Annotated in this window: 24 protein-coding genes; 13 read left to right on the top strand and 11 right to left on the bottom strand. The window is 71.6% G+C overall.

From position 1 onward, the window contains the following. Positions 1-19: 19 nt before the first annotated feature. Positions 20-952: an ATP-binding cassette domain-containing protein gene (locus HUT10_RS27365; RefSeq protein ID WP_176173825.1), complete on the top strand. Its 933-nt coding sequence runs from the start codon at positions 20-22 to the stop codon at positions 950-952. Then, positions 949-1,692: an ABC transporter permease gene (locus HUT10_RS27360; RefSeq protein WP_176173824.1), complete on the top strand. Its 744-nt coding sequence runs from the start codon at positions 949-951 to the stop codon at positions 1,690-1,692. The genes HUT10_RS27365 and HUT10_RS27360 overlap by 4 nt, the downstream gene beginning before the upstream one ends. Here the strand turns inward: HUT10_RS27360 and HUT10_RS27355 are convergent. After that, entirely contained in the window at positions 1,676-4,774 is a 3,099-nt protein-coding gene (locus tag HUT10_RS27355) for a BTAD domain-containing putative transcriptional regulator (RefSeq protein ID WP_176173823.1), read from the bottom strand. The two genes, HUT10_RS27360 and HUT10_RS27355, sit on opposite strands and share 17 nt — an antisense overlap. A gap of 99 nt (positions 4,775-4,873) precedes the next feature. On the opposite strand from HUT10_RS27355, the gene HUT10_RS27350 reads away from it, so the two are divergent. Continuing rightward, entirely contained in the window at positions 4,874-6,094 is a 1,221-nt protein-coding gene (locus tag HUT10_RS27350) for a cytochrome P450 (protein ID WP_176173822.1), read from the top strand. 9 nt (positions 6,095-6,103) lie between these two features. Next, positions 6,104-6,739 carry a lipoyl(octanoyl) transferase LipB gene (lipB, locus tag HUT10_RS27345; protein ID WP_217709647.1) on the top strand — a complete coding sequence of 212 codons (636 nt, stop codon included), beginning with the start codon at positions 6,104-6,106 and terminating at the stop codon, positions 6,737-6,739. Here lipB and HUT10_RS51265 read toward each other — a convergent pair. The 4 genes from HUT10_RS51265 to HUT10_RS27330 all read right to left on the bottom strand — a co-directional run bounded on the left by HUT10_RS51265 (position 6,723) and on the right by HUT10_RS27330 (position 9,432). Continuing rightward, on the bottom strand, positions 6,723-7,049 hold the full coding sequence (locus tag HUT10_RS51265; protein WP_254897056.1) for an alpha/beta hydrolase: 327 nt from the start codon (positions 7,047-7,049) through the stop codon (positions 6,723-6,725). The two genes, lipB and HUT10_RS51265, sit on opposite strands and share 17 nt — an antisense overlap. Positions 7,050-7,085: 36 nt before the next feature. Next, complete coding sequence (locus tag HUT10_RS51260) at positions 7,086-7,706, bottom strand: alpha/beta fold hydrolase (RefSeq protein WP_254897055.1); 621 nt, start codon at positions 7,704-7,706, stop codon at positions 7,086-7,088. Between the two features lie 453 nt (positions 7,707-8,159). After that, entirely contained in the window at positions 8,160-8,798 is a 639-nt protein-coding gene (locus HUT10_RS27335; protein WP_176173821.1) for a pyridoxal 5'-phosphate synthase, read from the bottom strand. Position 8,799: 1 nt separating this feature from the next. After that, positions 8,800-9,432 (bottom strand): hypothetical protein, encoded by a 633-nt coding sequence (locus tag HUT10_RS27330; protein ID WP_176173820.1) that lies wholly within the window; start codon positions 9,430-9,432, stop codon positions 8,800-8,802. Positions 9,433-9,501: 69 nt separating this feature from the next. Between HUT10_RS27330 and HUT10_RS27325 the strand changes: the two genes are divergently transcribed. Both HUT10_RS27325 and HUT10_RS27320 read left to right on the top strand, forming a co-directional pair. Further along, entirely contained in the window at positions 9,502-10,032 is a 531-nt protein-coding gene (locus HUT10_RS27325; RefSeq protein ID WP_176173819.1) for a DUF2020 domain-containing protein, read from the top strand. Between the two features lie 146 nt (positions 10,033-10,178). Then, positions 10,179-10,631 carry a hypothetical protein gene (locus HUT10_RS27320; protein WP_176173818.1) on the top strand — a complete coding sequence of 151 codons (453 nt, stop codon included), beginning with the start codon at positions 10,179-10,181 and terminating at the stop codon, positions 10,629-10,631. A gap of 64 nt (positions 10,632-10,695) precedes the next feature. Here the strand turns inward: HUT10_RS27320 and HUT10_RS27315 are convergent, their stop codons facing one another. Continuing rightward, positions 10,696-11,232, bottom strand: a complete 537-nt coding sequence (locus HUT10_RS27315; RefSeq protein WP_176173817.1) for a hypothetical protein — start codon at positions 11,230-11,232, stop codon at positions 10,696-10,698. A 90-nt stretch (positions 11,233-11,322) separates the two neighbouring features. On the opposite strand from HUT10_RS27315, the gene HUT10_RS27310 reads away from it, so the two are divergent. Then, complete coding sequence (locus HUT10_RS27310) at positions 11,323-11,841, top strand: peptidylprolyl isomerase (RefSeq protein WP_176173816.1); 519 nt, start codon at positions 11,323-11,325, stop codon at positions 11,839-11,841. A 38-nt stretch (positions 11,842-11,879) separates the two neighbouring features. After that, positions 11,880-12,839, top strand: coding sequence for a rhomboid family intramembrane serine protease (locus tag HUT10_RS27305; protein WP_176173815.1), 960 nt, complete (start codon positions 11,880-11,882; stop codon positions 12,837-12,839). Here the strand turns inward: HUT10_RS27305 and HUT10_RS27300 are convergent. Beyond that, positions 12,836-13,249, bottom strand: coding sequence for a PH domain-containing protein (locus HUT10_RS27300; protein ID WP_254897054.1), 414 nt, complete (start codon positions 13,247-13,249; stop codon positions 12,836-12,838). The genes HUT10_RS27305 and HUT10_RS27300 overlap by 4 nt on opposite strands. 70 nt (positions 13,250-13,319) lie before the next feature. Continuing rightward, entirely contained in the window at positions 13,320-13,586 is a 267-nt protein-coding gene (gene crgA, locus HUT10_RS27295; protein ID WP_176173814.1) for a cell division protein CrgA, read from the bottom strand. 243 nt (positions 13,587-13,829) lie between these two features. Here crgA and HUT10_RS27290 point away from each other — a divergent pair, with 243 nt between their 5' ends. The 3 genes from HUT10_RS27290 to HUT10_RS27280 are packed head-to-tail and all read left to right on the top strand — an operon-like array spanning position 13,830 to position 15,981. After that, a complete protein-coding gene (locus HUT10_RS27290) occupies positions 13,830-14,840 on the top strand; it encodes a class E sortase (protein WP_176178029.1) in 1,011 nt (336 codons plus the stop codon). Continuing rightward, the gene (locus tag HUT10_RS27285; RefSeq protein ID WP_176173813.1) at positions 14,840-14,995 is read left to right on the top strand and encodes a hypothetical protein; all 156 of its coding nucleotides are present in this window, start codon (positions 14,840-14,842) and stop codon (positions 14,993-14,995) included. Before HUT10_RS27290 ends, HUT10_RS27285 begins: the two co-directional genes overlap by 1 nt. Next, positions 14,968-15,981, top strand: coding sequence for an LLM class flavin-dependent oxidoreductase (locus HUT10_RS27280; RefSeq protein WP_254897053.1), 1,014 nt, complete (start codon positions 14,968-14,970; stop codon positions 15,979-15,981). The genes HUT10_RS27285 and HUT10_RS27280 overlap by 28 nt, the downstream gene beginning before the upstream one ends. On the opposite strand, the gene HUT10_RS27275 is transcribed toward HUT10_RS27280, so the two are convergent. The 3 genes from HUT10_RS27275 to HUT10_RS27265 form a co-directional block, all read right to left on the bottom strand. Next, positions 15,950-16,342: an SCO5389 family protein gene (locus tag HUT10_RS27275; protein WP_176173812.1), complete on the bottom strand. Its 393-nt coding sequence runs from the start codon at positions 16,340-16,342 to the stop codon at positions 15,950-15,952. The genes HUT10_RS27280 and HUT10_RS27275 overlap by 32 nt on opposite strands. Positions 16,343-16,439: 97 nt before the next feature. Further along, positions 16,440-17,174 carry an ABC transporter permease gene (locus HUT10_RS27270; protein ID WP_176173811.1) on the bottom strand — a complete coding sequence of 245 codons (735 nt, stop codon included), beginning with the start codon at positions 17,172-17,174 and terminating at the stop codon, positions 16,440-16,442. Further along, positions 17,171-17,884 (bottom strand): ABC transporter ATP-binding protein, encoded by a 714-nt coding sequence (locus HUT10_RS27265; RefSeq protein WP_176173810.1) that lies wholly within the window; start codon positions 17,882-17,884, stop codon positions 17,171-17,173. Before HUT10_RS27265 ends, HUT10_RS27270 begins: the two co-directional genes overlap by 4 nt. 170 nt (positions 17,885-18,054) lie before the next feature. Here HUT10_RS27265 and HUT10_RS27260 point away from each other — a divergent pair, with 170 nt between their 5' ends. Together HUT10_RS27260 and HUT10_RS27255 are read left to right on the top strand one after the other, a co-directional pair. Next, positions 18,055-19,875 carry a histidine kinase gene (locus HUT10_RS27260; protein WP_176173809.1) on the top strand — a complete coding sequence of 607 codons (1,821 nt, stop codon included), beginning with the start codon at positions 18,055-18,057 and terminating at the stop codon, positions 19,873-19,875. Then, positions 19,815-20,468 carry a response regulator transcription factor gene (locus HUT10_RS27255; protein ID WP_176173808.1) on the top strand — a complete coding sequence of 218 codons (654 nt, stop codon included), beginning with the start codon at positions 19,815-19,817 and terminating at the stop codon, positions 20,466-20,468. The genes HUT10_RS27260 and HUT10_RS27255 overlap by 61 nt, the downstream gene beginning before the upstream one ends. Positions 20,469-20,471: the final 3 nt, after the last annotated feature.

The following is a 20,471-nucleotide window of genomic DNA, read 5'->3' as shown; positions in this document are numbered from 1 at the left end:
TCCTTCGACAGTGGTTCCCATGACAGACCTGGCGATCACGGCCTCCGGACTGCGGAAGGCCTACCAAGACAAAACCGTCCTCGACGGCGTTGACCTCGAAGTCGAAGCCGGCACCATCTTCTCGCTGCTCGGCCCGAACGGCGCCGGCAAGACCACCACCGTCAACGTCCTCACCACCCTCGCCAAGGCCGACGCCGGCACCATCCGCGTCGCCGGGTTCGACGTCGCCTCCGAAGCCAAGGCCGTTCGGGCCGCCATCGGGGTCACCGGGCAGTTCGCCGCCGTCGACGAGTTGCTGACCGGGCGGGAAAACCTGCAGCTCATGGTCGATCTCAGCCGGGGTGCCGGCCAGCGGACCGTCACCGAACTGCTCGAACGCTTCGAGCTCACCGAGGCGGCGCACAAACCCGCGTCGACCTACTCCGGTGGCATGCGGCGCAAGCTCGACCTCGCCATGACCCTCGTCGGCCGCCCGCGGATCATCTTTCTCGACGAGCCGACCACCGGGCTGGATCCGCGCAGCCGGCGGACGATGTGGGCCACCATTCGCGAGCTCGTCGCCGACGGCGTCACCATCTTCCTCACCACCCAGTACCTCGAGGAAGCCGACCAGCTCGCCGACCGCATCGCCGTGCTCGACCAGGGCCGGCTGGTGGCCGAGGGCACCGCCGACGAGCTGAAGCGCCGGATTCCCGGCACCCACGTCCGGCTCCGGTTCACCACCGCCGCCGAGCTCGACGCCGCCGCGCGCGTGCTCACCGACGGCGCCCGGGACGACGAAGCGCTGGCTCTGCGCGTGCCCAGCGATGGCGGCACGAAATCCCTGCGTTCCCTCCTCGACCGGCTCGACGAGTACGCGCTCAGCGCCGACGAACTGTCCGTCCACACCCCTGATCTCGACGACGTCTTCCTCGCCCTGACGGGCCACGCCACGGAGGTTCCCGCGAAATGAAGTCCCACTCGACCGTGATGCTGCGCCGCAACTTCAAGCACATCGCCCGGAACCCGATGTCGGTGTTCAACGCGATCCTGATGCCGGTCGTCATCATGCTGATGTTCGTCTACATGTTCGGCGACGCGTTCAACGTCGGCGTGGACTACGTCGACTACGCCACGCCGGGCCTGATCCTGCTGGCCGTCTGCTACGGGCTCGGCGCCACCGCGATCGCGGTGAACTCCGACATGACCAAGGGCATCATCAACCGCTTCAAGGTCATGGACGTCTCGCGCGGCGCGGTGCTGACCGGGCACGTCGCCGCCAGCGTGCTGACCAACCTGGTCGCCATCGCGGCCCTGCTCGGCGTCGCCTTCCTGCTCGGCTTCAGCCCCGCCGCGGGCTTCCTCGGCTGGCTCGGCGCGCTCGGCGTCGTCGTGCTGCTCGGGTTCGCGACCGCCTGGCTGACCGTCGCGCTGGGCCTGGCCGCCAAATCGCCGGAGACGGCGGGCATGGCGTCCGTGCCGCTGGTCATGCTCCCGTTCTTCAGCAGCGCGATCGTGCCCGCGGACAAGATGGGCCCCGGCCTCAAGCAGTTCGCCGAGTACCAGCCCTTCACGCCGATCATCGAAACCCTGCGAGGGCTGCTCAACGGGACGCCGGCCACCGGCACCCTGCTCGCCGCCCTCGGCTGGTGCGCCGGGATCGCCGTCGTCGGCTACCTGTGGGCGTCGTCGACCTTCAAGAAGCGAGCGTGACCGCGGCCAGTTCCGGCCAGCTCGCCGCCGCCCCCGCCCGCGTCGCCTCGGTGAACCCCTCGTCCCCGAGGCGACGCCGGGCGCTTTCCTCGATCCGGGCGACGTCCGGGTGTGACCGGTCCGGCAGGCCGCGGACACCCGTGCTCGCCCCGAGCAGCCGTGCCGCCTGTTCGTCCTGCCCGCTGCGCTGGGCCAGGTCCGCGAGTCCGACGAGGACCAGCGCGATCGTGAGCGGGTGCCCCGTCTCCGAAGCGGCTTCGAACGCCGTCGCGCGGTGCTTCCGGGCTTCCTCGATGTCCTCGGCGAGGTACCCGAGCAGGTCGTGGGCGAGCGCCTGGACGTTCGCGCGCCGGGCGTCGTCGCCCATCAGCGCCGTCGCGATGTCGAGCTGGCGGCGGGATTCGGCGGCGTCGCCGCGCCAGCGGGCCAGTTCCGCCCTGGTCAGCGCCAGCTCGGCCAGCGCGTTCGGCCAGGCGACGCGTTCGGCGGCCCGCTGCGCCCCGGCCAACGCGGCCGCGCTCGCCGGTTCGTCGCCCAGCAGCCAGTACAGCTGGGCCTGCCGCGAGCGCATCCGGACGACGTCCTCGATGGCGCCGACCTCGGTCACCACCTCGACGGCCTGCTCGTAGTACCCGCACGCTTCGGCGAACTCGCCGCGCACGGCGATGCGGTCCGCCAGCTCGGTCAGCGCGAACGACGTGCCCCACCGCTCGCCGAGCGCGCGGAACTCGGCGACCGCCGTCTCGAGGAGCGCTTCGGCGGCCTGGTCGCCGTGGCCGAACTGGATGCGCATCTTGCCCAGCTGCAACCGGGCCACCGCGCGGACCCACGGGTCCTCGTCGGCGAGCAGCGGTTCGAACGCCGACAGCGCCGCGTCCGGTCCGTGCAGCAGGCGTTCCAGCGCACCGGCGAAGCGCAACGCCAGCCGCGGGCGGTCGACGCGCAGGCTGATCTCGTGCGCCCGGCGGATCCAGTCCTCGGCCCGGTACTCGTCGCTCTGCTGCCCGGACGTCACGAACTGCACGACGAACGTGTAGACGACCCCGCGGATTTCGTCCGGCACTTCGCCGGGCAGGGCCGTGGCCGCCATGACCAGCTCGTTGCCTTCCGCGCGGTGCCCGGCGAGCCACCAGTACCAGCCGGCGGTCGCCGCGAGCCGCATCGCTTCGGCGGCTTCGCCTGCCGCGAGGGCGCCCCGCATCGCCGCGGCGATGTTGTCGTGCTCCGCCTCCAGCGTGGCGAGCCACTCCAACTGCTCGGCGCGACGCAGGTGCGGCTCGGCGGTCTCGGCGAGCTCGGTGAAGTACGCGAGGTGGGCGCGCCGGGCGACGTCTTCCTCGCCCGCCTCCGCGAGCCGCTGCTGGGCGTACTCCTTGATGGTCCCGAGCATGCGGTAGCGCTCGCCGACAATGACGACCAGCGACTTCTCGGTCAACGCGGTCAGCAGGTCGAGCACGTCGTCGTCGCCGCACACCCGCTCGGCCGCTTCGAGGCTCGCCCCGCCCGAGAACACCGAAAGCCGGCGCAGCACCACGCGTTCGGCGTCGGAGAGCAGCTCCCAGCTCCAGTCGATCACCGCGCGCAGCGTCCGGTGCCGCGGGAGCGCGGTCCGGCTGCCGCCGGTGAGCAGGCGGAACCGGTCGTCGAGCCGGTGCGCGAGCTGGTCGAGCGACATCGTGCGCAGGCGCGCCGCGGCGAGCTCGATGGCCAGCGGCATCCCGTCCAGCGCGCGGCAGACGCGGGCCAGGGTGCGCGCGTCCGCCGTGAGGTCCTTGCGCACCGCGCCGGCCCGGTCCCGCAGCAGCCGGACGGCCGGAGCGGCCTCGATTTCGGCCGGGTCGGCGTCCTCCGCGGGCAGGACCAGGGGCGCGACCTGCCACAGCGCCTCCCCGGTGATGCCGAGCGGTTCCCGGCTCGTAGCGAGGATCCGCAGCCGGCGGCACTCCCCGAGCACGCGGTGCGCGAACGCCGCCGCGGACTCGATGACGTGCTCGCAGTTGTCCAGGACCAGCAGCATCGACCGCTCGCGCAGGGCGGCGATGACCCGGTCGGTCGGCTCGGCGTCCGGTGCCTCACCGACGAGGGAATCCCGCAGCTTGAGCGCGCCGAGCGTCGCCTGGGCGACATCGTCGCCTGCCCCGATCCCGGCCAGCTCGACCAGCCACGCGCCGTCCGGGAAGTCGCCGAGCAGCGTCCGCGCGGTTTCCGCGGCCTGCCGGGTCTTCCCCGAGCCGCCCGGCCCGATCAGGGTGGTGAGCCGGTGTTCGGCGACGAGCTCCCGGACCGCGGCGACGTCGGCGTCCTTGCCGACGAAGCTGGTCAGCTCGGCCCGCAGGTTGGTCTTCCGGCTCTCCTCGCGCCGTCCCAGCTCGCCGCGCAGCAGCGCGACGTGCACCTCGGACAGCTCCGGCGACGGATCGACGCCCAACGTGTCGGCCAGGGTTTCCCGCGTGCGCTCGTACACGAGCAGCGCCTCGGTGTCGCGGCCGGTCGCGACGAGGGCGCGCATCAGCGCCGCGACGAGCCGCTCCCGCATCGGGTGCGCGGCGACCAGGTCGGTCAGCTCGGTGACCAGTTCCGCGCCGTGGCCGTGCCGGACTTCGGCGTCGAACCGGTCCTCGAGCGCGGCCAGGCGCAGGCCTTCGAGCCGGGTGACCGCGGCGGAGAACGCCGCGCTTTCCGGCAGCTCGACGTCCTGCATGGCCGGACCGCGCCAAAGGGTGAGGGCCTCGCGCAGCCGCCGCGGGTCGTCGTCCGCGCGCGCCTGGCCGACGAGCCGCTCGAACCGCACGGCGTCGACGTCGTCGGGCGCCACCACCAGCCGGTAGCCGGTCGGCCGACCGTCGACCGCGCCATCGGGCAGGGCCTTCCGCAGCCGGGAAACCAGGCGCTGCAACGCGTTCGGCGCTTCGGCGGGCGGGTGCTCACCCCAGATCCAGTCGACGAGCGTCGACTTCGGGACCACCTGGCCCGGCTCGAGCGCGAGGGCGACCAGCAGCCCCCGCAGACGGGCACCCGGCACCTCGGCGAGCGCGCCGTCGTCCGTGCGCACTTCGAAGGGCCCCAGGATCCCGATCTGCACGCGGCCGATCTTGCCACGGACGGCGGTGTCCGAGGCGTGTCAGGCCCGTGTCAGCCGCCTCGGCGAACGTCATCGGCACACCCTACGAAAGGAAACCCGATGAGCCAGGTCGACGTCCCGCACGGACTCCCGATGGACCGCGACGCCGGGCCCTTCGACCCGCCGAGCGCGCTCACGCGGCTGCGCGACACCCGCCCGGTCAGCCCGCTGGTGTTCCCGGACGGCCACGAAGGCTGGCTCGTCACCGGCTACGAAGAGGTCCGGCAGATGATGGCCGACACGCGGTTCAGCTCCCGGCTGGACCTCGACGTCATCCACGTGCCGTACGAGACGGGCATGCCGGCCGCCACCGAGCCGTCCCCGCAGCTGCCGGGGATGTTCATCGCGATGGACCCGCCGGACCACGGCCGGCTGCGCCGCAAGCTCACCGGCGCCTTCACCGTGAAGCGGATGAAGCAGCTGGAGGAGCGCATCGCCGACGTCGTCGAGCGGCAGCTGGACCACCTCGCGCAGCTGGCTCCGCCCGTCGACCTGGTCAAGGAGTTCGCGCTCCCGGTGCCGTCGCTGGTGATCTGCGAGCTGCTCGGCGTGCCCTACGCGGACCGGGCCACCTTCCAGGCCAACTCGGCGCAGTTCATGCTCCGGGAGCAGACGCTCGAGGAGAAGATGGGCGCGTACATCGCGCTGAACACGTACCTGACCGAGCTGGTGACGAGCAAGCGCGCCGAGCCGGGCGAGGACATCCTGTCCGACCTGGCCCGCCACGACGACCTGACCGTCGAAGAACTGACCGGCGCGGCGTTCCTGCTGCTCCTCGCCGGCCACGAGACGACGGCCAACATGCTGTCACTGGGCACCTTCGCGCTGCTGGAGCACCCGGACCAGCGCGCCGAGCTGGCCGCCGACGCGGAACTGCTGCCGGGCGCGGTGGAGGAGATGCTGCGCTACCTGTCGGTGGCGGACATCTTCTTCCGCTACGCGACGGAAGACCTCGAGCTCGGCGGCGAAGTGATTCCGAAGGGCTCGACCGTGGTGGTCTCGCTGCTGGCCGCCAACCACGACCCCCGCCGCTTCGAGAACCCGGACACGCTGGACATCCGCCGCAACGCCCGCGGCCTGCTGTCCTTCGGCCACGGCGTGCACCAGTGCCTGGGCCAGCAGCTGGCCCGCATCGAGATGCGCGCGGGGTTCGAGGGCCTGCTGCGCCGGTTCCCGACGCTGGCACTGGCGATCCCGGCCGAGGAGGTGAAGCTGCGCACGGACATGAACATCTACGGCGTCCACGAGCTGCCGGTCACCTGGATCGAACCCGCGGCGTAGCGTGGAAACGTGGGCTGGCCGATCAAGCGGGTGGACCTCGGTGAGGTCGCGTACCACCAGGCTCTCGCGGACATGAGCAATTGGGTGCAGGAGCGCCAGCAGGGCCTGGCCGAAGACCGCCTCTTCCTGCTGAGCCACCCGCCGATCGTCACCTACGGGCCGCGCACCCGGCCCGAGGACCTGCCCACCGACCTCCCGGCCGTCCCGGCCGACCGCGGTGGGTTCGCGACCTACCACGGGCCGGGACAGCTCGTCGGCTACCTCGTCGTCGACGTCAAGGCCCGCGGGCCCGTCGACATCGTGCGGTGGCTGGAAACCGGTCTGGTGGCGGCCTTGGAACAGCTCGGTTTCCCCGCCGTCCGGCGGGACACGCCGGCGGGGTCGTCCAGCCTCGCCGGCGTGTGGACGCCGGACCACCGCAAGGTCGCTTCGATCGGCCTGCGGATCCGCCGGGGCGTGACCAGCCACGGCTTCGCGCTCAACGTCGACCCGGACATGGCGGCCTTCCGCCACTTCACCGCCTGCGGCCTCGCCGACGTCACCATGGTGTCCCTCGCCGAGCTCGCCGCCGAGCAGCGGCGGGAGACACCGTCCGACGCCGACGTGCGGGACGCCGTCTTCGCCGCCCTCACCGCAGGAAGCTGATCACCGCGTCTCGGCCCGCGTGGCCGCGCTCGCGGTTCTGGATCGAGTGCGACTCGCCCGGCACGATCACCAGCCGGCCCTGCGGGGCCAGCGTCGCTTCCGAACGCGCCCACTCCAACGGCGTCGACAGGTCCCGATCGCCGTTCAGCAACAGCACCGGCACGTTCGGCAGCGGCCCGGCCGGGTTCGACGCCGGACGTTCCGCCGGCCACGGCAAGCAGCTCTGGATGAACCCCTGCTGCGTGGCCACGCCGGTCGTGTACGGCCAGGTCGCCGACTCCGGGAGCGCGTGGGACGCCAGCGACAGCAACGGCCGACGCAGGGCCAGTGGTGTCGCCGCGGTGCCCTACGGGAAGCGGCCGTCCGCGCAGAGCGTGGCCGCGTGGAGGCCCGCGCTGAACGCGGCCGGGTCGTCGCCGCCGGACTTGTACGCCTCCAGGAGACCGTCCAGCCGGGCCGGGGCGCCGCCACGGGCCTCGTGCAGGGCGCCGATGACGTCGCCCGCCGCCGGGTCGCGGTACGAAGGATCCGAGAACTCGTAGGACACGATCGTGTCGAAGATGCGGACGCCGTCCGCCGTGCTGCGGTGGCGGACCAGCCAGGCCAGGTCCTCGGCCGGGTCGTAGCCGCAGGCCGGGGCCACCGCGCACGCCGCGCGCAGCACCCTGGCCTCCGCCGTCAGGCCCGTCAGGTAGAGCGACGCCGACGCGGAAGCGTGGTGCGGCAGCACGGAATCGAGGATCACCTTGCTGACGTGGTCCGGGTGCGCGATCGCGTACCGCGCCGCCGTGAACGAGCCGTACGAGACGCCGTCGACGACCAGCTTCGGCACGCCAAGCGCCCGCCGGAGCTGGTCGAAGTCCGCCACGCTCTGGTCGGTCGAGTACAGCGGGGCCGTGTCGCCGAGGATGTGCGCGCACTCCTGCACCGCGGCGGCCGACGGCGTCGCGATGTCCGAACTGCCCATCTCCGCCTGCAGGCCGGGGCACTGCAACGCCCCCTGACGGGCCGGTGCCGCGCTGGTCGAGCATGACGATCCGGTAGTCCCGCGCGACCTCCGGCAACCGCTGCGTCGCGATCCGCGTGATGGTCCGGACGCCGCCCTGGCCCGGGCCGCCGGTGAGGAACAGCAGGACGCCCTTGGGTGCGTCCACGTTGTCCGCGGTCGCCACGGCCAGGTCGAGCGTGCCCGGCACGCGGCCGGTGCGGTCGAGCGGGACGGTCAGGGTCGAGCAGGTGAAGCCCGGCTGGCCCGGGCACGGGTGCGGATCCGCCAGCTCCGGTCGTCCCCCAGGACGCGCGTCGGCCGTGGCCACCCCGCCGAGTGCGGCAGTCAGCGCCAGGACCAGCCCGGCGGTCAGGATCTTCGAGCGCATGCCTGCATCATGCGCACACACGGGACGCCCGCGCATACCCCCGATCAGGGCCAGAGGCGTTCGCGGGCCCAGCCCTCGCCCGACTTCCGGTACCGCAGGCGGACGTGCCGCCGGTCGTGGCTCGCCTGCCAGAACTCGACCTCGTCCGGGTCGACGAAGTACCGCGTCCAGGTTTCCGGGGCCACGTCCGGGTTCTCCGCGACCCAGCGCTCCGCCTCCGCGGCCGCCGCGTCGAGGTCGGCCGGGTCGTGCAGCACCTGCGACTGGTGGCCGATGAACGCCTCGACGCGGGACGCCGGCGGCCGGGCGAGGAAGTCCGCCGCCGACACCTCGGGTGCGGCGGGGGAGACCGGGCCGCGCAGCCGGACCTGGCGGCCGCGGCCGGGCCAGAAGAACGTCAGCGCGGCCCGCGGGTCCTTGCGCAGCTGCAGGCCCTTCGGGCTTTCCGAGCTGGTCGCGACGGCCCAGCCGGCGGGTCCGACGTCCTTGAGGATCACCACGCGCGCGTCCGGCGCGCCGTCGGGATCCACTGTGGACAGTGTGACGGCGTGCGGGGCCAGCACGTGCTCGCCCGCCTCGGTCAGCCACTCGAGGAACAACGCCTGCGGGTCCGGAGGTGCCGTTTCCGGCGTGAACACCGGGAGTTCTTCGGGGAACGACGGCCAGCCGCGCAACTGCACCATGTCAGTAACCGTACGGACCCTGCTGGGGCTGGTGCCCCGGCGGTGGGTAGACCGGCGGCTGCGGACCGCCCGGGCCGACGGCCGGCGGCGGCGGTACCTGCGGCATCGGCGGCTGGGATTGCTGCTGCTGCCACTGCACCTGCTGGTAGACCTCCACCGGCTGCGGGAAGCAGTACGTCAGCTTGGCGTTGACCGAACCATGGACCGCGGCGCCCCAGAACTTGCCGCCGACGAACGCGTACATCTGGCCGGCCGAGAGGTCCACCGCGACCATCCGCGTCTCGCCGCCGAACTGGTTGCCCGACTTCGCCGACGCGGCCTGCGCGGCATCGGGGTACACGCGGCCGCCGACGAGCCCGGCGATGACCACCGAAGCCGCCGTCCAGCCCATGGTGCCGACCAGGTTCGCGCGGGCGTGCTGCGTGGCGCGGCCGGTGAAGTCGTACAGCGCGGCGGCGGTCACCTCGGGCACGGCGGCGGCGACCACGCAGTAGTTCATCGTCGAGAGCAGGACCGACTCGGTGAACAGCCCGACGACGGCCGTGGCCGGGCCGATCTGCACGGTGTTCAGCCGCCCGCCGGCCCGCTGGATGCGCTCGGCCATCGCGCCGAGGTACTGCTCCGGTGTGAGCACGCGGCCATGGTCTCACGGCGACGTCAGCCAGCGGTTTCCACACACGCTTCGTGGTTCACTGTCCCCGCTATGCGACGACTCGTACTTCTCGCGCCCGCCGTGGCCCTGCTGGCCGGCTGCAGCGCCACCATCGTGACCGGCACCGCGACGCCCAGCCCGCCGTCGGCGTCCACCGCAGCGGGTCCCGGCAGCCTGCCACCGGACCCCCAGCCGGGCGCGACGGAGGACTGCCCGTACCTCGACAGCGAGTTCGTGGCCGAGTCGAACGGCCAGCACGTCTCGAAGGTGCGCGTGTCCGCCGACCAGCCGCACCCTGCGTGCTTCTTCTATCGCCCGGACGGGAAGGTCCAGCTCACCGTCCGTGTCTACGTCGGGGACGCCAAGACGGCGACGGCGCTGGTCAACAAGGCGGCGCCGGTCGACTCGTCGAACCCGGCGAGCGACCCGTCCGGCTGGAAGGGGGGCTATTTGTCGTCCGACGACGGTGCCGTCTACGCGGTCGCGAAGGGCGGCACGGCGGTCATCGCGACCACGAACCAGAAGCAGAGCGTCAAAGCACGCACAGTGGTCAAGAAGGCTATCGCTGCCCTTAAGCTCTAGGTAGCGACCTCCACACGGGTGAGTGATGTTGATCTTGTATTACCCTGTGCGTCACGCGCAGGCTTCGTGGACTCGCGCACCGCAGCCGCCGGGGACCCCCACCCCGGGGCGGGGCACCAACTCTGCAAGGACAAAGGACAAGATTCGTGGCTGACACCCTCAAGGAAATCCTGCTCGACTCCAGCCGTCGCCCGGCTGTCGTTTCCGACTTCGAGACCCTCGTGGACGCCGAGGTCTCGGACAAGGGCGGCGTTTCGGGTGCCGTCGTCAAGACCGGCTTCGCCGCGGTCAAGAAGATCAAGCCGGGCATCATCCCCTCGGCCGTCGACACGCTGCTGCCGGACTTCGCCTCCGCGCTCGAGCCCTTCTACGGTGACTACCGCGCCAAGGGCGGCAACGACTTCGGCGCCTACCTGTCCAGCCGCTCGGACGAGGCCTCCGACGCGCTGCTGAGCGTCACCGACTCGCGCGCGGAGAAGAGCAGCCGCGACAGCATCAAGAAGGTCTACTCGAAGCTGCGCCCGAACGGCAAGAAGAACGTCGAGGAGGCGCTGCCGCGTCTCGGCCAGCTGATCGACAAGCACGCCGCTGCCGTCTGATCGGTTTTCGAGCACGACTGAAGAGGCCCCCGGCTGCACCCCCGGGGGCCTCTTCGCGTCGTGATCAGTTCTTCTTTTCGGCGGGCGCCGAGGACGGCGCCTTGCCGTTCGCCTGCGGGGCCGGCTTCGCCGCTTCGGCGGGCTTCGGCGCAGGCGGGGTGGCCTTCGGCGGCGCCGGGGCGACCGGCGGCTCCTGCTTCGACCGCAGTGCGTATGCGGCGCCCGCCCCGACCACGACCAGGCCCAGCAGCCACGGCCACTTGCGCCGGCTGCGAGTGCCCTTGGCGGCCGACTTGGCCTCGGACAGAGCGGCGTAGAAGTCCTTCTTCGCCGCCTTGAAGTCCTTCTTGCCGCGGCGCTTCGACTCGCCGGCCGCCTTCGCGGCCTTGATGGCGGCCTTCTTCGCCTTGCGACCCGGCTTGCGCAGCTCGGACAGGCGCGCGAGCGCCTCCTGGCGAGCGGCCTTCGAGCTCTTCTTGAGCTCCTTGCGGGTCAGTTCCGTCTTCTTCGCGAGCTTCTTCTGCGCGCGCCGCCCCTGCTTGACACCCTCGGTGACGAGTTTGTCGGCGGTCTCGACGGCCTGGGCTGTCGCCCGGGACATGGGCTTCACCTCATCATTCGTTTTGGCACTGCTCTGTTACCCGTAACCTATCGTGCCCCTTTTCCGCGCCGCCCGCCCGCAGATGGCACGATGGCTTCCGTGAAAGCTACGCTGCACACCAATCAGGGTGACATCCACCTCAACCTGCTCCCGGACCACGCGCCCAAGACGGTCGCGAACTTCGTCGGGCTGGCAGAAGGCACCAAGGAGTACACCCAGCCGAACGCGGCGGGGACGAACTCCGGGCCCTTCTACGACGGGTCGATCTTCCACCGGGTCATCGACGGCTTCATGCTGCAGGGTGGCGACCCGACCGGCACCGGTCGCGGCGGCCCCGGCTACAAGTTCGGCGACGAGTTCCACCCGGAACTGCAGTTCAGCAAGCCGTACCTGCTGGCCATGGCCAACGCCGGGCCCGGCACGAACGGCTCGCAGTTCTTCATCACCGTCGCGCCGACCACCCACCTGAACTTCCGCCACACGATCTTCGGCGAGGTGGCCGACCAGGAGTCGCGCAACGTCGTCGACGCGATCGCCCGGACGGCGACCGGTCCGGCGGACCGCCCGCTGACCGACATCGTGATCGAAAAGGTCAGCATCGAGCACTGACGGTTTCTTCGCGGCGGTTTCGGTAGGTTGGTGACATCGTGAACCAACCGCCGAACCCCGCCGCCGAACAAGCCGCGCTGCCCGGGTGCTGGTGGCACCCCAACCGCCCGACCGGGCTGAGCTGTTCCCGGTGCGGGCGTCCGGCGTGCCCGGATTGCCTCCGCGAAGCCCCCGTCGGCTTCCAGTGCACCGACTGCGTGCACAGCGGCACCCAGCAGCAGCGCCGTCAGCACCGCGAGTACCAGGACGCCGGGTTCGGCCAGCGCACCGTCTTCGGCGCACGGCTCTCGCAGTCGGTGCTCGTCACCCAGGTCATCCTCGCGGTGAACGTCCTGGTCTTCCTGGCCACGGTGGCCCAGGCGAAGAGCCTCAACGACAACGAGCTGTCATCGCTCTTCCAGTACGGCGCTCTCTACGGCGACGCGACGATGGGCCACGGCGAGTGGTGGCGCGTGCTGACCAACGGGTTCCTGCACTACGGGCCGATCCACATCGCGGTCAACATGTTCTCGCTGTGGATGATGGGCCGGGCCCTCGAGCAGGTGACCGGCCGAGGCCGCTACCTCGCGCTCTACTTCGTCTCCATGCTCGGCGCGTCCACCGCGGTACTGCTGTTCGGCGACCCCACCGGCTTCCCGGGCACGGCGGGCGCGTCCGGCGCGCTGTTCGGCCTGATGGGCGCCTACGGCGTCACCGTGCTGAAGCTGCGCCTGAACCCCACCGGCCTGATCATCACGCTCGCGCTGAACGCGTTCATCACCTTCGGTATCCCGGGCATCTCGATCTGGGGGCACCTCGGCGGGCTGGTGACCGGCGCGCTCGTCACCGTCGCGCTGCTCTACGCGCCGCAGGTCAAGCAGGCGCGGTGGCAGGCCATCGGGGTCGGGATCATCGTCGTCGCGCTGCTCGGCCTGCTGGCCTACCGCGGTGCCCAGGCCGCGCCGACGACCTGCGACTTCGTCCAGTACCGCGAGGGCCTCTACTACACCTGCCGTTAGCTGCGCAGGGTGCTGAGGAAGTCGAGGACGTCCCGCGGGTCCTCGCCGAGGTCGAGCCACCCGAAGACGTACAGCTGCTCCTCGTGCTCGATCTCGAGGGTGACGCCGTCGCGGCCCATGCGCCGGGTGGTGCGCAGCCGGGTGCGCGTCTGCGCCCACGGCAGCCGGTGCGTGCCGCCCAGCGTGCGGGCCACCAGGCCCTCGGCGTCGGCGGCCAGCCGGGGCCGGACGAGGGTGGCGTGCCCGGCGAACGCACCGACGGCGACGGCCGCCAGCGCGAACAGCACCAGCCCGCCGCGGTCGCCGGTCAGCGCGTCGGTCACCACGCCGGCCAGCAGCAACGCGGTGACCGCCCAGGCCGATACCACAACGGCCGGCCGGGGTGCCCAGGAGGTGGGGTAGTTATCCACAGGGGTTATCCACACTGGGGATGAGTCACACCGCTGTAATTCGACGTCAAGCGGCCGATCGGAGTAATCGTCAGCGCCAGCGCATCGTCATGAGCAGACCCGCGATCATCAGCGCGAACCCGCCGGCGAAGTTCCAGTTGCCCAGGTCGGCCATCCAGGAGATCTTGTCCCCGGCGATGTAGTTGACCAGCAGCCAGACCAGGCCGAGGATCATCAGCCCGAACATGGGGATCTTCCAGGCCAGGCCGGTGGGGCCGGCGGCACGCACCTTCACCGGCGTGCGCCGGTCGGCAGGCGGGGTGTACGCGGTCTTCTTGCGGACCTTGGACTTGGGCATCGTGTGTTCCTCGCGGTGCTCTTCGGGCTCGTCTGGTGGCGATGTCCCGCTGAGGGTGCGCAACCAGCGCCACGTGCACACGTTAACGTAAACGACCGCAGGAAAGCAGCGGCCGGGAGTGGTCGGATTTCCCGTACCGTGACGTCGGGGTCACCAAGTGTTGGACGCGGCTTGAGAGGAGCTTGCGTGACTACGCGCGAAGGGCCGGATGACGACCGGCGCAGATACCCCGGTCAGCGGCCTGTGCCCCCGCGTCGGCCCGGCCCGCCCCCGGGTGGTCAGCTGCCGCCGCGCGGCCCGCAGGGCCAGCCGCCCCGGCGGCCGCAGGGCCCGCCTTCGCGCCGCTACACCAGCCCGCCCCCGCCGCCGGGCGCCAACGACGAGACCATCGTCTTCGCCCCGGTCGGGAAGGGCGGCACGGCGACCAAGGAGAAGCCCGCCGCGGCCCCGCTCGGCAAGGGCGGCGTCGCGATCCGGACGGCCGGCGAAATCCTCATCACGCTGGGCCTGGTCGTGCTGCTGTTCATGGTCTACGAGCTGTACGTGACCGACCTGTTCTCGGCAGGCAAGCAGTCCGAAGCGAGCGACCAGCTCGACGGCGAGTGGGCGCACGACCGCACGCTGCACCCCGAGCTGGTCGACGGCAAGGCGTTCGCCCGCATCCACATCCCCAGCTTCGGCGTCGACTACAACTTCACGATCCAGGAGGGCACCGACGACAAGGCCCTCGAAGTCGGCCCCGGCCACTACAAGGGCACGGCCCTGCCCGGCGAGCCCGGCAACTTCGCCGTGGCCGGCCACCGCGTCGGCAAGGGCGCCCCGTTCAACGACCTGGACAACCTCTCCTCCTGTGACCAGATCGTGATCGAGACCTCCACCGACTTCTACATCTACAAGGTCCTGCCCTACGACGACGAGATGAAGGACTGGGCGGGCGGCAAGGGCGCCGACCCCAAGTGCAAGGGCGTCTCCACCCTGCGTGATACGAACGCCGAGGACGGCGGCGCCTACAGCGAGACGTTCGGCCGCAAGGTCGTGCTGCCCAGCCAGGGCACGGCGGTGAACCCGGTCCCGTACAAGGACGCCGACACGCTCCCGAAGGCCCAGCAGGCGGCCCTGCTCACGCTCACGACGTGCCACCCCCAGTTCAGCGCCCGCGAGCGGCTCATCATCACCTCGGTGCTGACCCAGCAGGTGCCGAAGAACCAGGTCAAGGACTACGGCGACCTGCTGTCGAAGATCGGGGAGGCCTGATGTACGCCTGGATCTGGCGCAAGCTCCCCGGCCCGTTCGCGGCGAAGCTGACGATCGCGGTGGTGCTGGCCATCGGCGTGGTCGCGCTGCTGATGTTCGTGGTGTTCCCCTGGCTGGAGCCGCGGCTGTGGTTCAACGAGGTCGCGGTCAACTGAGGTTCGGCGTCTTCCTGGTCAGCGGCCGCTTCCCCGGCCAGCGGGACGGCGACGTCCTCCGCCGGTCGGTCCGGGCCGCCGAGCTGGCCGAGGAAGCCGGGTTCGACGACGTCTGGTTCGCCGAACACCACTTCATGCCCTACGGCGTCTGCCCCTCCGCCATCACCCTCGCCGGGCACGTGCTCGGGCGGACCTCGCGGATCGGTGTCGGGACCGCCGTCAGCGTCCTGTCGACCACGCACCCGGTCGCCCTCGCCGAACAGTGGGCGGTCCTCGACGCCGTTTCCGGCGGGCGGCTGCGGCTCGGCGTCGGCCGCGGTGGGCCGTGGCGGGACCTCGAGGTCTTCGGGACCGGGCTGGACCGGTACGAGCGCGGCTTCGAGGAGACCCTCGACGTCTTCCTGCGCGCCACCACCGGCCGCGTCGAGGCCCGCGGGCGGCACTTCGCCTTCCGGGAAGTGCCCGTCGTCCCGGGCCCCGAACGGCGGCCGGACGTCGTCGTGGCCTGTGGCGGGCCGGAGTCGGACGCCGTCCGGCAGGCCGCCGACCGGGACCTGCCGCTCCTGCTCGGCCTGCACGCCGACGACGAGGAAAAGGCGCGCACCGTCGCGGCCTACGGAAAGCCCGCCGACCACGTCTCGACCGTGCTCTGCCAAGTCGGTGACGCCGACGTCGTCCGGCGCGCGCTCCCGGCGTGGCTGGCGGACGGGCTCGGCGCCCACGTCACGGTCGACGGCAGGCCCGGGCCGCGGAAGGACCCGGGGGAGTACACCGAACGGCTCTGCGCGATCCACCCGGTCGGCGACGCCGGCCACTGCGTCCGGACGCTGGAAACGAGCCTCCGGCGCACCGGCGTCTCCCACGTGCTGATGTTCGTGGAAGCGTCGGGTACGCCGGAGGGCACGTTCGAGAACATCGCGCGGATCGGCACCGAGGTGCTGCCCGCGCTGCGGGCTAGCAGTCCCGCAGCTCCGGGCTCTGGTTGAGCAGCTGGCCGCGCGGCGAGACGAACGCGCGGTAGCGGTCGCCGCCGACTTCCGACTGGCGGAACACCGCGACCCGGTGGCAGTTCTGGAAGGCCAGCTTGACGCCGAAGTGCCGCTCGAGGCCGCCGCGGATCGCGTCGGAGGCCAGTGCGCGCAGCAGCTGCCCGCGGGCGGCCTCGCTCGGCGGCGGCGTTTCGTTGTCGGCGAAGCCGTCCGCCGCACCCTCGGCGTCGGCGATGACGCCGGTGATGACCTCCCAGGCGTACGGCAGGGATTCCTTGACGCAGGTGACGAACTCGGCGTCGGTGACCTCCCCGCGCTCGGCCTTCTCCAGCAGCGCGGGTGACACGTCCAGGGACATCGAACCTCCAGTTTGAGCAGGGCCACCCTCTTGGCTACCGGCCGGGTGGCCCGGCCACAAGAGAAAACGATGATCATCACCACTTTGGCGGAAGGGCTCACTCCCAGCGGAACAACCGGACCGCGAGCGCCGTGCCGAGCACCGCGAAGCCGGCGAGCGCGGCCAGCTGCAGCGGCTGCACGCCGGCGCCGATCCAGGCGTCCTGCAGCGGTTGCGAGCCCGGCGGCACGTAGTCGCCGATCCGCCGGAGCACGTCCGGCAGGAACGGCCGCGGCAGGTAGACGCCCCCGAAGAACATGATCGGGAGGAACGCGACCAGCGCGACCCCGGTGGCCGCCTTGGACGTGCGGGCGACCGCGGCCGCGATCAGGCCGAGCGCGAACGTCGCGACCACCCCGAGCACCAGCGTCAGCGCGAACGACAGCGGGTGCTTCGGCAGCGGGACGTCGTGGACGACGTTGCCCAGCACCAGCACGAGGACGATGCCGGCCAGCGAAACGGCGACGTGGATGAGCAGCTGCGCGCCCAGCAGGTTGACCGGGTGCACCGGGGTGGTGGCCAGCCGGCGCAGCACGCCCTGCTCGCGGTAGGTGGCGACGGCGGCCGGGATCGACTGCAGGGCCAGCATCGCCAGGCTCACGACGATCAGCGACGGCACCCAGGCGTCGAGGAGGCGCAACCCGCCCGCCGCCTCGTTGGGTTTGCTCATGCCCGGGATGGCGCCGATGGCGAGCAGCAGGATCGACGGCAGCAGCAGGCCGCCGGCCGCCGCGAACGGCGCGCGGAGGAAGAGTTTCGCCTCGGTGGCGGTGATCTTGGCGAAGGTGTTCACCGGGTGCTCCTGGTCAGCGAGACGAACGCATCGTCCAAAGTGGAGGCTCCGGCGGCGGCGCGGAGCTCGGTCGGGGTGCCGGTGGCGACCACGCGCCCGGCGTCGAAGATCGCCACGCGGTCGCAGAGCCGCTCGGCTTCGTCCATGAAGTGGGTGACGAGCAGGACCGTGACGCCGGCGGCGCGGACGCCCTCGACGAGCCGCCACGTTTCGCGGCGGGCGTGCGGGTCGAGCCCGGTGGTCAGCTCGTCGAGGATCGCCAGCTCCGGCTGCCCCACCAGCGCCAGTGCGATCGACACCCGCTGCTTCTGGCCGCCGGAAAGCTTCCCGAAGCAACTGCGGGCGTGGTCGCGCAGGTCGAGCTGGTCGAGCAGGACGTCGATGTCGGCGGACTGCGGGTAGAAGGACGCGAACAGCTCCAGCGCCTCGCGCACCCGCAGTTTCGCCGGCAGCTGGCTCTCCTGCAGCTGGACGCCGACGCGGCGGGTCAGCGCCGCGTGGTCGGTCGCCGGGTCCAGGCCGAGCACGGAGATCGTGCCGCCGTCGGCCTGGCGCAGGCCCTGGAGGCATTCGACGGTGGTGGTCTTCCCGGCGCCGTTCGTGCCGAGGATGCCGAAGATTTCGCCGCGCTCGACGGTGAACGAAACGCCGTCGACCGCGACCCGGGAGCCGTAGCGCTTGCGGAGATCGGTGACTTCGATGAGGGGCATGGGAATCAAGCTACGAACCGGCGGCAGCTTCGGTAATGACGCTGAATCCCCAGCTCAGGTAGCGTTTTGCTGAACTGGGGGTGGGGCTGGGCCCACCCCGTTCGTGGGGCTTCGGGCAGTGCGCGGGCCGGTGCCGATCGGCGAGGATCGCGGGGGGAAGGAGGTGCCGGATGCCGTACCTGCGTGCGCTGGGCCGGGCGCTGGCGCTGGCCGCGCACTCGTTGCGCAGCTGGCTCGACGTGCTCGTCCAGCTGATCGCGTTCGCGCTCCTGTGCGTCGGCGTGGTGTTCTTCCTCGGCCCGGTGATCGAATGGGCCCGCGGCCGGTCGGCGACCATGCGGACGCTGGCCGCGCGCTGGTGCGGTGTCGAGGTCGCCGCGCCGTACCGGCCCGCGCCACCGGATCCGGTGCGCGAGCGCGACGGCTGGTACCGCGATGGCAACCAGCTCTACAAGAGAGCGTTCTGGATCCGCTGGCAGCACCGCCTCACCTGGGCGCTGGAAGATCCGGCGGCGAACCGCGAATTCGGCTGGCAGCTGGTGAACCCGCTGGTCACGCTGCTGCTTCCGGTGGCCGTCGTGCTCGGCGGACCGCGGGTGCTGCGCGGCTACGGCCGGTGGACGCGCTGGTGGCTCGGGCCGCGCCCGGCCGCCGAACGGCGCCGGAACTGGTTCCACCGGCACCTCGAAGCGCTGGGCCACCAGCTCGGCATCCTCGCGCTTTCCGTGGTGCAACTGGCCTTTTCGGTGGTCCAGCTGGTGGTCGTGGCCGTCGCCACGCCGCTGGCACCCGCGGTCGTGCTGTGGAGCCGCTCGATCACCGACTCCCTGCGCCGCGAAACCGAAAACTGGACCGGGGTGCGGATCCCGCGGCCGTACCAGCCGCCGCCCGGGTTGCCGCTGCCCCGCGCCGACGGGCTCTACCAGGTCGGCAGGCAGCTGTACGAAGAAATGTTCTGGCCGCTCCAGAACGCCCGCACGCGGTGGATCCTGGGTGACCGGGCCACCTGGCGGGACATGGCAGGCGGTGTGCTGAGCACCCTCGTGTCGTTCGTTTGCTCGGTGCCGGCGCTCGTGTTGTTCGGCTGGGGCATGACCGGGATCTGGACGCTCTGGGTGTGGCGGCCGTTCGTGTCGCCACGCGTCCGGTGGTCCCCGCTGCCCGAGGTGTCGACGCACCTCGGCGCGCTCGCGCAGACGCCGTTGATCCTGCTTGCGCTGGTCGTCGCCGTGGCGCCGGCACCCTGGCTCGCCCGCCAGCAGGCCCGCTTCGCGCGGACGTGGTTCGGGCCGACCGAATCCGCCCGGCTGGCCCAGCGCGTCGAACGGCTCGAGCGGACGCGGTCCGACGTCACGGTCACGCAGGCGGCGGAACTGCGCCGGATCGAGCGCGATCTGCACGACGGCATCCAGTCGCGGCTGGTCGCCATGGGCATGAAGCTGGGCGCGGTCGAGGCACTGGTGGACACGGACCCGGAGGCGGCGAAACGGCTCGCCGCGGAGCTGCGCGCGGCGTCGTCGGAGGCGCTCACTGAGCTGCGGGCGCTGATCCGCGGCATCCACCCGCCGGTGCTGTCCGAACGCGGGCTGCTGGACGCCGTCCGCGCGCTGGCGCTGGACAGTCCGCTGAAGGCGCAGGTCACCGGCGCACTGCCGGGACGGGCCGAGGAACCGGTGGAGTCGTGCGTGTACTTCGCGGTGTCCGAACTGCTCGGCAACGCGGCGAAGCACGGCGCGAAGCGGGTGACGATCGAGGTGGCGTTCGCCGACGGGCTGTTGACGTTCGTCGTGACCGACGACGGCCTGGGTGGTGCGGACCCGGCCCGCGGTTCGGGACTGCGGGGAATCGAGCGTCGCCTGGGCGGCTTCGACGGTAGGTTGACGCTGACCAGCCCGATCGGCGGCCCGACGAAGGCGACCTTGGAGATCCCGTGTCAGCTCGACCAAGAACCCTCGTCGCCGAAGACCAGTACCTCCTCCGAGACGGCCTGACGCATCTGCTGACCGCACACGGTTTCGACGTCGTCGCGGCGGTCGCCACCGGCCCGGAACTCGTGGCGGCGCTGCGCGACCACCGGCCCGATGTGTCCATTGTGGACGTGAGGATGCCGCCGACGAACACCGACGAGGGGCTGCAGGCCGCGCTGGCCGCCCGCCGTGACGTCCCCGGGCTGCCGATCCTGGTGCTGTCGCAGCACGTCGAGCAGCTGTACGCGCGCGAACTGCTGGCCGACGGCACCGGCGCGATCGGCTACCTGCTGAAGGACCGCGTGTTCAACGCCGAGCAGTTCATCGACGCCGTCCGCCGGGTCGCGGCGGGCGGCACCGTGATGGATCCCGAGGTCATCGCGAAACTGGTGGCTGGCAACGCTTCCGACCCACTGGCGGCGCTGACCCCGCGCGAACGCGAGGTGCTGGCGCTGATGGCGGAGGGCTGCTCCAACGCGGCGATCGCGGCCCGGCTGCACTTCAGCGAGGGGGCCGTCGGCAAGCACACGGCGAACATCTTCGCGAAGCTCGACATCACGGCTTCGGACGACACGAACCGCCGCGTGCTGGCCGTGCTGGCGTACCTGGGGTCCTAATCG

The sequence above is a fragment of the Amycolatopsis sp. Hca4 genome, assembly GCF_013364075.1.
GTDB lineage: Bacteria > Actinomycetota > Actinomycetes > Mycobacteriales > Pseudonocardiaceae > Amycolatopsis.
Note: the sequence above shows the minus strand (reverse complement) of the source record. Positions and strands in the feature narration are given on the sequence as shown.

Excerpts from the sequence above, each read along its gene's own strand:
- HUT10_RS27365 (WP_176173825.1), top strand. The coding sequence starts at position 20 with ATGACAGACCTGGCGATCACGGCCTCCGGACTGCGGAAGGCCTACCAA.
- HUT10_RS27360 (WP_176173824.1), top strand. The coding sequence starts at position 949 with ATGAAGTCCCACTCGACCGTGATGCTGCGCCGCAACTTCAAGCACATC.
- HUT10_RS27350 (WP_176173822.1), top strand. The coding sequence starts at position 4,874 with ATGAGCCAGGTCGACGTCCCGCACGGACTCCCGATGGACCGCGACGCC.
- HUT10_RS51260 (WP_254897055.1), bottom strand. The coding sequence starts at position 7,706 with ATGGGCAGTTCGGACATCGCGACGCCGTCGGCCGCCGCGGTGCAGGAG.
- HUT10_RS27335 (WP_176173821.1), bottom strand. The coding sequence starts at position 8,798 with ATGGTGCAGTTGCGCGGCTGGCCGTCGTTCCCCGAAGAACTCCCGGTG.
- HUT10_RS27325 (WP_176173819.1), top strand. The coding sequence starts at position 9,502 with ATGCGACGACTCGTACTTCTCGCGCCCGCCGTGGCCCTGCTGGCCGGC.
- HUT10_RS27315 (WP_176173817.1), bottom strand. The coding sequence starts at position 11,232 with ATGTCCCGGGCGACAGCCCAGGCCGTCGAGACCGCCGACAAACTCGTC.
- HUT10_RS27310 (WP_176173816.1), top strand. The coding sequence starts at position 11,323 with ATGGCTTCCGTGAAAGCTACGCTGCACACCAATCAGGGTGACATCCAC.
- crgA (WP_176173814.1), bottom strand. The coding sequence starts at position 13,586 with ATGCCCAAGTCCAAGGTCCGCAAGAAGACCGCGTACACCCCGCCTGCC.
- HUT10_RS27285 (WP_176173813.1), top strand. The coding sequence starts at position 14,840 with ATGTACGCCTGGATCTGGCGCAAGCTCCCCGGCCCGTTCGCGGCGAAG.
- HUT10_RS27275 (WP_176173812.1), bottom strand. The coding sequence starts at position 16,342 with ATGTCCCTGGACGTGTCACCCGCGCTGCTGGAGAAGGCCGAGCGCGGG.
- HUT10_RS27265 (WP_176173810.1), bottom strand. The coding sequence starts at position 17,884 with ATGCCCCTCATCGAAGTCACCGATCTCCGCAAGCGCTACGGCTCCCGG.
- HUT10_RS27260 (WP_176173809.1), top strand. The coding sequence starts at position 18,055 with ATGCCGTACCTGCGTGCGCTGGGCCGGGCGCTGGCGCTGGCCGCGCAC.